The organism is Pseudomonas laurylsulfatiphila (genome assembly GCF_002934665.1).
Classification (GTDB): Bacteria; Pseudomonadota; Gammaproteobacteria; order Pseudomonadales; family Pseudomonadaceae; genus Aquipseudomonas; species Aquipseudomonas laurylsulfatiphila.
This window is the reverse complement of sequence record NZ_NIRS01000001.1, coordinates 1,125,209-1,136,992: the sequence shown is the minus strand read 5'-3', so window position 1 is coordinate 1,136,992 and position 11,784 is coordinate 1,125,209. Positions and strand designations below refer to the sequence as shown.

Sequence of the window (11,784 nt, the reverse complement as noted above, 5' to 3'; positions counted from 1 at the left end):
TTGGGGCCGCTCGGTAACTTGATTCGTGTCACTGATTGTCAGTGATCGGGTTTAGTCGCCCGGCTAGTTTTCCTCGGTTGCATCAGTGTCATCCAGTCAGGCATCCGCCTGCACTTGATGGTGGCTGTGCGCATGGCGTCTTCGGGCGCACCGGGTTTTGGGAAACTTTACCGGTCGACTAACTTGCGCACGGCCACCACCCTTTCGTTTAGTCGCGAGATGGTTGTGGCCCTTACTGGAGAAAATTCCCATGTTCAAGGTCACACCGAATCCGCCGGACACCCCTCACGAACCCGCCGACCCTATTCCCTCAGCTGCCAACATCATGGCCACCCCGCGCAAACTCAGCACGATGTTCATCGTCAACCCGGAACTCGATACCGCAACCCTGCTGGCCCATGCCTGCGAGTCACTGGCATCGGCCAACGTCATGACCCTGGATCTGGCGGATCGAACGCAGGGGACAAGTCGCAATACCCTGCTGGGCATCGCGCAAGTGATCCTGTTGGGGGAGCTGGCGGTGAACCAGGCGCTGGACCGCATCGATGCGCTTGGGTAGAGGATCAACGATCGGGATGAGGCCTGACACACTGATGGACTCGCCTGACCACCGATGAACCTTGTAGGAGCCGGCTTGCCGGCGATGGCGGTGTGTCGGATGGCAATGATGCTGTCTGAGACACCGCCATCGCTGGCAAGCCAGCTCCTACAAAGGGGGTGTGTGTTTACTTCGGTGCGCTGAGGTTCAACGTCGGCGTTTCATCGAAGAAGTTCCACGGCTTGAGCAGCACATGCACCCACTCGGTCGGCATGATCGGCCATTCCTCGGCACGGGCGATGTGGGTGGTGCCGGTGGTCAGCCAGACCACATCGTCGGTGTTCTCGATGGAGTGATTGTCCTGGGTGAATTGCCCCAGGCCCGAGTCCTTGTCCGAGCGGTTCGGGTACTTGCCTTCCGGATATTTTTCCTCGGGATTGTATTGGGTCACCCACAGCTGCTTGTCCATGAAGCTCAGGCGGTGGTAGAGCCATTCGTCCTTGCCGAAGTTGGCGCCCTTGGCCACCGGGTGGGTGCCGCCGGCGTACGGAATCAACTGATAGGAAACCGGGTTGCCGACCTTGTTCTCCTTGCTGAAGTTGGTCAGCAGGCGCACGGTCGACGGGTCGAATTTCTGCGCCGCTTGCTGCTCGGTGCCGACCACTTTGGTTTCGGTCTGCATGGTGCTGGTGCGCGGGCCGCCACGGTCGTTGGGCAGCACCACCGGGTTCACTTCCACCAGTGAGTTCTGCTCGCCGTCCACGTCCATGTCGAGGCGGAAGTTGTAGATGTGCTGGTGCGTGGTGCCGACGATGTTGTGATCGAGCAGGGTGCCGTAGCGCGTGTCTTCCCTGGCGGTGTCTTCGTGCATGGTTTTGGACTTCACGCCCTTGACCGCTTCGATGCCGGTGGCGCCGGCGTCGATGCCGATGGTGCCGTTCTGCTGGAAGACCCAGTCGAAGATGTAGTCGTAGTTGCCGACGGTGCTGATCCAGCGCACCACCAGTTCACGACGCTCGGTGCTGAGGTTGGGCTGGCCCATTTCCTGGTGTTTGTATTCAGGGCCGGCGTAGCGCTCGAACACCGCCATGGCGCGGGGGATAGCGGTCGGTGCGCCGGTGTAGTCGGCGATGGTGGCGTCCAGCAGCACGGCGTTTTGCGGGGCGTCCTTGCCACGGGCAATCGGCGAGGTCAGGGTGCCCATGCCGTAGTCGCCGGAGTCGAGGTAGGCCTTGAAGTACCAGCCGATGTCCGGGTCGCCGTAAGGCACGATCATGCCGCCCAGCGAGCCTTCGTACATGATCTTGCGTTTCTTGCCCTTGTCGTCGTAAGTGACGGTGGACAGGATCGGCCCCACCCGCGAATCGAGGCGAACGTGGAAGTCCCAGTTCTGCCAGTGAATGCTGTTGCCGCTGATGGTGTAGTTCTTGCCCTCGGGTTCGATGATTTCCAGCGGCTTGACTGCGACGCCCTGGCGTCCGCGCCCGTCATACGGCGTCGGTTTCATCGGCACCGGAATGAGCGCGTCGTCTTCGATCTTGATCAGTTTCTTCTGTTCCAGGTCGACAATCGCCACCAGGCCCTCGATCGGGTGCGCCCAGTAGTTGCCGTCACCGGTGTTGAGGTAGCTGACGATTTTCAGCAGGCGCTTGTCCTGCGCCAGGCCGTCCTTGCCGTCGAAGTAACCGACGGTCAGTGGCGTGGCCACGACCTTCTTCACGTCGTTGATGCCGCGCTTGGCCAGGGCCTGGGCGTATTCCGGGCTGGTCTCGACGGCCGATTGCACCGTTGCGAAGTCGTCCAGCAAGACCATGCCGTGGGCGCCTTCGATGGGCTTCCAGGACTTGAGTGTTTTCGTGTCGAGATCCACCAGCGCTTCGATCACGTGTTTGCCGTCGAGCACCACGATCGAGGCCTCGCGCGGCTGGGCGACGTTCTGCCCGGTGAGGGCGAAGTTCCACATCTGATCCTTGGGCGGCGCCTTGACCGAGACTTCGGTGAAGCGGAAACCGGGCTGGTAGTTGTCCGATTTCTTGACGATGTCCACGGCCGTGGTGATTTCGGCTGCGCTCAAGGGATTGAGCGGGTTGGGGCGGGTCTCGACGACGAAGGTCTTGTCCAGCCCGGACTGGAACACCTGGTTGATGAAGTCGGTGGACATGAACGCCTTATGGTCCTTGAACACCACCGGCACCGTCAGCTCGATGCGCTTGCCGTTGAGCATGGCCACTTTGCTGTCGGGCTTGACCTTGAGATAGACCCCGTCCTTGGCAATGGTGAACAGGTTGGCGTAGTCGTCCCATTTCACCGTGGCACCAAAGGCCTCCAGACCCTCTTGCAGCGGCACCATGTCGGCATGACCGCCGTGGGCCTGGGCATTGCCCGCCCAGTAAGGCAGGCCAAGCGTGCCCAGCGTAATAGCCAGGGCGAGGCGGGCCAGCGGTTTTCTGTTTCGCAATGCAAGGGAGGTGAACATTCTGGGTTCCTTCGGAAAAGCCGATAACAGCCATGCCCGCACTTTGCTACAGCCGGTGAATGGCTGCATTGGGAATCCTGCCAAAAACCTTTGGATCTGTGCCTGATTGAGCGTAGTCGGGCGGATTTTGACTGTTTTGCTATCGGTTGTCGTACAACAATGAAGGGTCGATGACCCCTTTCAAAACTCATAAGGGAGCGAGTGGCGCGTCGCGGTACCAGGGCCCAAGAGCCTGTTTAACGGGTTTATTCGATTACATGTCGCATTTTCAGGGCGGTCAGGCCGTTCAGGTCTAAGGCGTTTTCTTGTTGACAGTGTCCCATGGGACTAGCTATAAATCTCCTAAGTCATACGACGACATATGACACGCACGTCCAAACTAAAAATAAAAAGAGTGTCGACCTCAACATGAATCCAATCGCCTCCCTCTCGCCCCTGAAGCTCCCGTGTTCAGCCATCGGCTTCTACGTGCACACACCTTTGCGCCCGTTACCTGAGACAACCCGTCACTGACTCGCGTAAGAAACGCGGGCTGAGCAATCAGTCTCTGTTTTCCAGTGAGTTGTCTGATGAGTTGTCCGAAATCAGTTGGCCCAATCCCTCGGCGGAATATGGCCCGTTTCGTCGTGGACTGATGCATTGAAGTGAAGCCCGGCGGCCCAATCGATCTCGTTTTACACCGAGAGATCATCACCCAAAATCTACAATAAAGTGATGCCATGAACTTGAACGAGCCCATTACTGCGCAACGCGTCAGCCAGTCTGTCGGTAAATACCGATGGACCATTTGTGCATTGTTGTTTTTTGCAACCACCGTCAATTACCTCGACCGCCAGGTGCTCAGCCTGCTGGCGCCGGATCTGTCGAGGCAGTTTGGCTGGAGCAACACCGATTACGCCAACATTGCCGCCGTCTTCCAGTTCACCTACGCGATTTCCATGCTGTTCGCGGGCCGTGTGGTCGACAAGATCGGCACCAAGGCCGCTTTTGTGGTGGCGATTTGTATTTGGTCGACCGGCGCCGTCATGCACGCCTTTGCAGAACCCATGGGCGAAGGTATCGCCGCCATCTGTGGCGCGCTGGGTATTGCGGTCATCCCGGTCTCGATCGCCGGTTTCATGCTGTCGCGCGCCGTGCTGGCGGTCGGTGAATCGGCCAACTTCCCGACCGCAATCAAGGTCACCGCTGAGTATTTCCCGAAGAAGGAACGCTCCTTCGCCACCGGCATCTTCAACTCCGGGGCCAACGTCGGCGCGATCCTGGCACCCATTTCGGTGCCGCTGATCGCTGGCTTGTGGGGCTGGCAGACAGCGTTCATCGTGATCGGCATGCTGGGCTTTATCTGGATGGGCGTATGGCTGGTGTTGTACGACAAGCCGGAGCAGCAGAAGCGCCTGTCGGCGCAGGAACTGGCGCACATCCGCAGTGATTCCCCCGCCAGCGCCGCTGTGCAGACGGGCGTCGACAAAAAGGTTTCGTGGTTCCAATTGCTGAAATATCGTCAGACCTGGGCGTTCGCCTTCGGCAAGTTCATGACCGACGGTGTGTGGTGGTTCTTTCTCTTCTGGCTTCCGACCTACCTGTCGGAGCAGTACGGCCTGAAAGGCGCAGCCATCGTGGTGCCACTGGCCGTGCTGTACAGCATGACCATGGTGGGCAGTATTGGCGGCGGCTGGTTCCCCAGCTATTTCATGGCACGTGGCGACAAGCCGTATGACGGCCGCATGAAAGCCATGCTGGTGATTGCCGTTTTCCCGTTGGTCGTGCTGCTGGCGCAGCCATTGGGTCACATCAGCGTCTGGGTACCGGTGTTGCTGATTGGTGTGGGTGCGTCGGCGCATCAGGCCTGGTCGGCCAACATCTTCACCACGGTGTCCGACATGTTTCCGCAAAAGACCGTCGCGTCCGTGGTCGGCATTGGCGGTATGGCGGGTGGGTTGGGCGGAGTCCTGCTGACCAAGATCGGTGGCTGGGTGTTTGACTACTACAAATCGGTGGGTGAAATCCGTACCGGCTACATGATCATGTTCGCCGTCTGCGCGCTGGCCTATCTGGTGGCGTGGAGTGTGATGAAGATGCTGGTGCCTCGCCACAAGGAAATTACCGACCTGTGAATGACGGCTTCGATGGCATCTTCGAGACGGAGTAACCTGTCGGATTGAACAAGGCCGCTGAGCAATCAGCGGCCTTTTTGCGTTTCGGGTTACGGGGGCCGTGTTTGAGGTGGGAAGCGATTGCTTTGGTTTAATAAGAAGCATTACTATTCACGCTCGTTTCCACAGCACACCGCAATGACCCTCAAGCTGCCCCGCAGACACGGCTTTTTCGAGCATTACGAAGAGTTGGTTGGTACCTGGACCCGTCGCCTGAGGAATCGTCAGCAGGCCGAGGACCTGGCCCACGATACCTTCGTGCGGGTGCTTGAGTCCGATTCGGCGCGGGTGGAACAGCCCCGGGCATATTTGCACCAGACCGCGCGCAACATTGCCGTGGATGGTTATCGGCGTGAGGACCGGCGGGGCGCCATGGAGTCAGAGGCGATCGATCTCAGTGAGTCGCCGACCGGCGACCCGGAGCATTTCATGCACGCGATCCAGCTGGCTGATTCCATCGAACGGGCGCTCACCGAGTTGCCGGTCAACTGCCGCAAGGTGTTTGTCTGGCAGAAAATCGAGGGCCTGACCCAGGCTGAAATCGCCGAACGCCTGGGGCTGTCCAAGAACATGGTGGAAAAGTATATGATCCGCACGCTTCGGCACCTGCGCGATCGCCTGGACGGGTTGCAGTCATGATCGGTCGCGCCATCTCCTCCCCAGCCCAACAGGAACTTCCATGATGGATACTCGTGATTGTGCGTGCGGGCAAACAACGGTTCGCGATGACGCGGCGCTATGGTTTGTACGTTTGCAGGAGCCTGTCGTCGATGTCGACGTGCGTCGCCGGTTTCAGGCCTGGCTAGACGAACACCCCCAGCACCGAAACGAATTCGACGTGCTCCAGAATTTGTGGAGCGCCGCCGATTTGCTGCCGGCGGCGCGTTTGCATGCCTTGTGTGAAACCCCACCAGCCCTGAAAAAACCTCGCCCTGTGCTGCGTTACGCGGTCGCCGCCAGCGTGCTCGCGGTGGCGCTCGGCCTGGGTCTGTTCAGCAGCCTGAATCATCCGGCACTTTACACCGCCGAGTTTTCAACGGCCCTGAATGAGCGCCGCCATGTGGCGTTGCCGGATGGTTCGGTGGTGGATCTGGACAGCCGCAGCCGGATTCAGGTGCGTTTTGAAAAGGGTCAACGCCACGTTGAGCTGAGCGAAGGCGAAGCGATGTTCAGCGTCGAGCACGACACCCGCCGACCCTTTGTGGTCGCGGCGGGCAGTGGCAAGGTCACGGTCACCGGCACCCGATTCGACGTACGCCGTGGCGCCAGCGAAATCCGGGTGGTGGTGGAGCAGGGCACGGTCAAGGTCCAGGGGCGCGAGGCGGCCGATAACGATTTCATCCATCTGACAGTCGGCCTGGGCACCCACGTCGATGCCCAGGGCAAGGTCGCGGCCGCCTATGCCGTCAACCCGGCGGAAATGACCGCCTGGCGCAGCGGCAAACTGGTGTTCAACAACGCCAGCCTGGCCGACGTCGCCGAGCAGGTCTCACGTTATCGGGAGAAACCGCTCAAGGTCGCCAGCGCAGCGGTCGGCGATCTGCGCCTGACCAGCGTGTTCAAGTCCGACAACACCGACGCACTGCTCAAGGCCTTGCCGAGCATTCTGCCGGTGGCCGTGCGCACCCTTGGCGATGGCAGCCAGGAAATAATTTCAAAATAAAATTCAGGTTTTTTTCGAGTTCATCGTCTTCCTGTTCAACTGCAACTGGTTTGCATTAACAAGCGCACACTTTTGCGATCCACAGGATTACGTTCGACGTGAAAAACTCCACCGCTAAAAACAACAAATTCCCCTGGTTGCCGCTGGCGCTCGCCCTGGCGGTCAACGTTGCGCTGCCCCAGGCCTTTGCCGCCGACGGCATCCACATTCCGGCGCAACCCTTGGGACAAGCCTTGAGCCAGTTGGGCCAGCAAACCTCGCTTCAGGTGTTCTTCAGCCCTGAGCTGGTCGCCGGCAAACAGGCTCCGGCGGTGGACGGCAATATTTCCCCGGAAGACGCACTGCGCCAGTTGCTGCAAGGCAGCGGCCTGCAATACCAGATCGATGAAGGTTCGGTGACCCTGATGCCGGCACCGACTTCGGCGGCCAACGGCCCGCTGGAGCTGGGCGTGACCGACATCAAGGTGGTGGGTGACTGGCTCGATGACGCCGATGCCGCCCTGGTGCAGAACCACCCTGGCGCACGGACGGTGGTGCGCCGCGAAGCCATGGTCGAGCAGGGCGCGATGAACGTCGGCGAGGTGTTGAAACGGGTTCCCGGCGTGCAAGTGCAGGACGCCAACGGCACCGGTGGCAGCGACATTTCCCTCAACGTCGGCGTGCGGGGCCTGACTTCGCGCCTGTCGCCTCGCTCCACCGTGCTGATCGACGGCATCCCGGCGGCGTTCGCGCCCTACGGTCAGCCACAACTGTCCATGGCACCGATTTCCTCCGGCAACCTCGACAGCATCGACGTGGTACGCGGTGCCGGCTCCGTGCGCTACGGACCGCAAAACGTCGGCGGTGTGATCAACTTCGTGACCCGCGCGATCCCGGAACAGGCCTCTGCGGAAATCGGCACCACCCTGGAAACGTCGCAGCACGGTGGCTGGAAACACATCGACACCGCGTTCATGGGCGGCACCGCCGACAACGGCATGGGCGTGGCGCTGTTGTACTCCGGCGTAAATGGCAACGGTTACCGTGAAAGCAACAACGGCAACGACATCGACGACGTGATCCTCAAGACCCATTGGGCGCCGACCGATGTCGACGATTTCAGCCTCAATTTCCACTACTACGACGCCAAGGCCGACATGCCCGGCGGCCTGACCCAGGCGCAGTATGACGCCGACCCCTTCCAGTCGGTGCGCGACTACGACAACTTCAGCGGCCGTCGCAAGGATGTGTCGTTCAAGTGGGCGCGGCAGATCGACGATCGCACCCAGGCCGAAGTGCTGACTTACTACACCGACAGTTTTCGTGGCAGCACCATCGCCTCTCGTGACCTGACGACTCTCAATTCCTATCCGCGCAGCTACTACACCTTCGGTATCGAACCACGGGTGTCCCATGTGTTTGATGTGGGCCCGACCACCCAGGAGGTCAGCGTCGGTTATCGTTACCTGAAGGAAGCCATGCACGAAGAGGCCAGCCGTGTGGCGCTGGTCAACAACGAGCCCGTCGTGCGTCCGGGGGCGGACGGCCATGTCTATCAGGACCGCACCGGTGGAACCGAGGCCAATTCGGTCTACATCGACGACAAGATCGACGTGGGCAACTGGACCGTCACCCCGGGTATTCGCTTCGAGCACATCAGTACCGACTGGCATGACCGCCCGGTACTCGACACGGCCGGTAAACCGGTGCCGGAGAAAAAGCGCAGCATCGAGAGCAACGAGCCGCTGCCGGCGCTGAGCGTGATGTACCACATGTCCGAGGCCTGGAAGCTGTTCGCCAACTACGAAACCTCGTTCGGCGCGCTGCAGTATTTCCAGCTGGGGCAGGGCGGTATCGGTAATGAGCCTGCCAACGGCCTGCAGCCGGAAAAGGCCAAGACCTACGAAATCGGTACACGCTACAACGATGACGTGTGGGGCGGTGAGGTGACGCTGTTCTACATCGACTTCGACGACGAACTGCAATACATCAGCAACGATGTGGGCTGGACCAACCTCGGCGCGACCAAGCACCAGGGCATCGAAACGTCGGTGCACTACGATATGGCGGCGCTGGACCCACGCCTCGACGGGCTGACCGCCAACGCCGGTTTCACCTACACCCGTGCCACTTATGAGGGGGAAATCCCGGGCTTCAAGGGCCGTGACCTGCCGTTCTACTCCCGTCAGGTGGCCACCGCCGGCCTGCGTTACGACATCAACCGCTGGACCTGGAACCTCGATGCGTTCGCCCAGTCGAAACAGCGCTCGCCGGGCACCGGGGTGAACGCCGACGGCAGCTTCAACGGCAACTACATCACCGAAGGCTCCGCCGACGGCCAGTTCGGTGATATTCCGGGTTACGTGACCTGGAACGTGCGTAGCGGCTATGACTTCGGCCCGCAGGTGTCGAACCTGAAACTGGGGGCGGGGGTGAAGAACATCTTCGACAAGCAGTACTTCACCCGCTCCAGCGACAACAACTCGGGCATGTACGTCGGCGCGCCGCGTACGTTCTTTGTGCAGGCCAGTGTGGGGTTCTGATAGACAGAGGTGAATTCATCGCTGGCAAGCCAGCTCCTACAAGGGATCCTGCGAGCACATTATTTGTGTACGACATTGATCAACTGTAGGAGCTGGCTTGCCAGCGAAGCTTTTCAGACCTTCAACACCCTCCCGCCAATGGCCACCGCCACCAGCAGCACCGCCATCAAGGCAAAGGCGAAACTCAGGCTGCTGCCATGGGCGATGAAACCGATGACGGCCGGTCCCGCGAGAATGCCCGCATAACCCAGGGTGGTAATGGCCGGCACGGCGATGCTTTCGGGCATGACCGTCTGCTTGCCCACGGCGGTGTACAGCACCGGCACGATGTTCGAGCAACCGGCGCCCAGCAGCGCGTAACCCACCAGCGCCGCCTCCCAACTCGAGGCGAACGTCGCCAGAAACAGGCCCGCGGCAGCCGTCAGCCCGCCGAACACAATCACCCGTGTCGCGCCCAACCGCCGTACGATTTTGTCACCGGTCAGGCGCCCGGCCGTCATGGTCAAGGCAAACGCTGCATAGCCGAGGCCCGCATACGCCGTGTCGATGCCACGTTCCTGGGCCAGGAATACCGCGCTCCAGTCCAGCGCCGCGCCTTCGGCGAGGAACACGATGAAGCACATGCCGCCGATGAACAGGACGATGCCATGGGGCACGGCGAACGCCGGCCCTGAGCTCTCACTGCCGTAGGGCAACAGGTGCGGCACGGCCTTGGCCAATGCGATCAGCAGCATCACGATCACCACCAGCGTGGCCCCCAGCGGCGAAATCCCCAGGCCCAGCAAGCCGCTCACGCCTGCCGCGCCGACTATCCCGCCGAGGCTGAACAGGCCATGGAAACCCGACATCATGTTTTTGCCGCTGGCGCGCTCGACGATCACCGCTTGCAGGTTGACCGTCGAATCCACCGTGCCGAGGCCCGCGCCGAACATGAACAGCGCCGCGATCAAGGCCGGAATCGATGACACCGTGGCCAGCAGCGGCAGGGCGGCACAGATCAGCAAGGTCCCACCGGTCGTCACCCGCCGGCAGCCGAAACGCGTGGCCAGGATCCCGGCCATCGGCATCGCCAGAATCGAACCTACCCCCAGACACAGCAGCAACAGACCCAGGGTGCCTTCATCCAGCCCGGCCCGGGCCTTGGCATAGGGCACCAGCGGCGCCCACGCGGCGATGCCGAACCCGGCGATGAAAAAGGCGATGCGCGTGGACATCTGTTCCAGGCGGCCGGGAACGAAGGCGGTTTGGCTGTTGAGGCTGGTCATATCAATCCCTGGCAAAAAACGTCGCGTCCTCAACGGACAGTGATCGACCGAGGAGGGTTCGATCAGTGCCCGGAAAGTTTTACGGTTAAACAGGGCGACATCCTTGCACAGCGCCGCTGTTTTTCGCGATATGTTGAGCCATTCCAATGACACACGGAGGGCGCCATGGCGCAGAGGTACGATGCACGGGGCAACATTTACATCGTGGTAGCGCCCGAAGAATTGCGCCGCCAGGGCATCGACTTGCCCGCTCAGGCGAGCCTGGCAGCACAAACTCGTCAGGCATGGGCTGCAGCGGCCATCGAAGCCTGCTGCAACTGGGCACCCGGCACACAACCGGCCGGCAGCAAGGATCATCGCAGCGACGGATTGCTGGTCGGACCGTTCCAGTCCTCGCCACCCTTTGACCTGCTGATCGTCAACACCGACGGTACCCTGGCCGAACGCAGTGGCAACGGGCTGACGATTTTTTCCCAGGCGTTGAGCGACCAAGGGCTTTTACCCCGCGACGAAGCCTGTCTGCTCAAGGTTCACCACGATAAATCCGACACGCCTTCCCCGGGGCAGACTTCGGTGAAAGTCGCTGAAGTCGAGGACGTGCAGGGTTTCTGGCTTGACCTTGGCCAGCCTGGTTTCGGGCCATCAGCGGTCAGTGCCGAGGGTGTTGAAACGGTGCTGTTGAATGGCCGCGAACTCAGCCACGTCAAACCGCTGTCGGCACTCAATGGCGCATGGTCACGTAGCCAGTTCGCGCGGGTCGGCAATCCGCATTGCGTGACGCTGGTCGAAAACGCCGACGACTTGCCGGGCAACGAGCAGATGCGAGAACCGGCGCTGGGTGAAGGGTTGATGCGAATTGCCTACGCCATGCCGGTCGGTGCAGGCAAACCCTGTCCGGCGGGGATCAATCTGCAATGGGCGATGCGCTTGTCCGAAGGACACATCGCCGCGCGGGTATTCGAGCGCGGCGAGGGGCCGACGGCGTCTTCGGGGACCAGCGCCAGTGCGGTGGCCTGTGCGGCCTGGCGCGTGGGTTGGGTCAGGGCCGGGGAAGTGAAGGTGACGATGCCGGGTGGCACGGCGCCGATCTTGCTGGAAGAGGAGCAGGGGGAATTGAGTCGGGTCAGTCTGTTTGGTACGGCTCGGATGATCGATTGATTTTGAAAT

Annotated in this window: 8 protein-coding genes; 6 read left to right on the top strand and 2 right to left on the bottom strand. The window is 60.9% G+C overall.

The genetic code is table 11. The features are described from left to right. Positions 1-250 precede the first annotated feature (250 nt). Positions 251-559: a DUF6124 family protein gene (locus CD175_RS05305; protein WP_104447952.1), complete on the top strand. Its 309-nt coding sequence runs from the start codon at positions 251-253 to the stop codon at positions 557-559. A gap of 166 nt (positions 560-725) precedes the next feature. Here the strand turns inward: CD175_RS05305 and tynA are convergent, their stop codons facing one another. Further along, positions 726-3,014, bottom strand: coding sequence for a primary-amine oxidase (tynA, locus tag CD175_RS05300; RefSeq protein WP_104447951.1), 2,289 nt, complete (start codon positions 3,012-3,014; stop codon positions 726-728). Positions 3,015-3,733: 719 nt separating this feature from the next. Between tynA and CD175_RS05295 the strand changes: the two genes are divergently transcribed. The 4 genes from CD175_RS05295 to CD175_RS05280 all read left to right on the top strand — a co-directional run bounded on the left by CD175_RS05295 (position 3,734) and on the right by CD175_RS05280 (position 9,352). Beyond that, complete coding sequence (locus CD175_RS05295) at positions 3,734-5,128, top strand: MFS transporter (RefSeq protein ID WP_104447950.1); 1,395 nt, start codon at positions 3,734-3,736, stop codon at positions 5,126-5,128. Positions 5,129-5,305: 177 nt separating this feature from the next. Then, entirely contained in the window at positions 5,306-5,806 is a 501-nt protein-coding gene (locus CD175_RS05290) for a sigma-70 family RNA polymerase sigma factor (protein WP_008021652.1), read from the top strand. Positions 5,807-5,846: 40 nt separating this feature from the next. Continuing rightward, a complete protein-coding gene (locus CD175_RS05285) occupies positions 5,847-6,830 on the top strand; it encodes a FecR family protein (protein ID WP_104447949.1) in 984 nt (327 codons plus the stop codon). Positions 6,831-6,928: 98 nt separating this feature from the next. Beyond that, positions 6,929-9,352, top strand: coding sequence for a TonB-dependent siderophore receptor (locus CD175_RS05280; RefSeq protein ID WP_104447948.1), 2,424 nt, complete (start codon positions 6,929-6,931; stop codon positions 9,350-9,352). Positions 9,353-9,465: 113 nt separating this feature from the next. On the opposite strand, the gene CD175_RS05275 is transcribed toward CD175_RS05280, so the two are convergent. Continuing rightward, positions 9,466-10,617: an MFS transporter gene (locus tag CD175_RS05275; protein ID WP_104447947.1), complete on the bottom strand. Its 1,152-nt coding sequence runs from the start codon at positions 10,615-10,617 to the stop codon at positions 9,466-9,468. Positions 10,618-10,782: 165 nt separating this feature from the next. Here CD175_RS05275 and CD175_RS05270 point away from each other — a divergent pair, with 165 nt between their 5' ends. After that, positions 10,783-11,775: a diaminopimelate epimerase gene (locus CD175_RS05270; protein ID WP_104447946.1), complete on the top strand. Its 993-nt coding sequence runs from the start codon at positions 10,783-10,785 to the stop codon at positions 11,773-11,775. Positions 11,776-11,784 lie beyond the last annotated feature (9 nt).

Coding starts and splice junctions, on each gene's coding strand:
- CD175_RS05295 (WP_104447950.1), top strand. CDS start 3,734: ATGAACTTGAACGAGCCCATTACTGCGCAACGCGTCAGCCAGTCTGTC.
- CD175_RS05305 (WP_104447952.1), top strand. CDS start 251: ATGTTCAAGGTCACACCGAATCCGCCGGACACCCCTCACGAACCCGCC.
- CD175_RS05290 (WP_008021652.1), top strand. CDS start 5,306: ATGACCCTCAAGCTGCCCCGCAGACACGGCTTTTTCGAGCATTACGAA.
- CD175_RS05285 (WP_104447949.1), top strand. CDS start 5,847: ATGATGGATACTCGTGATTGTGCGTGCGGGCAAACAACGGTTCGCGAT.
- tynA (WP_104447951.1), bottom strand. CDS start 3,014: ATGTTCACCTCCCTTGCATTGCGAAACAGAAAACCGCTGGCCCGCCTC.
- CD175_RS05275 (WP_104447947.1), bottom strand. CDS start 10,617: ATGACCAGCCTCAACAGCCAAACCGCCTTCGTTCCCGGCCGCCTGGAA.
- CD175_RS05270 (WP_104447946.1), top strand. CDS start 10,783: ATGGCGCAGAGGTACGATGCACGGGGCAACATTTACATCGTGGTAGCG.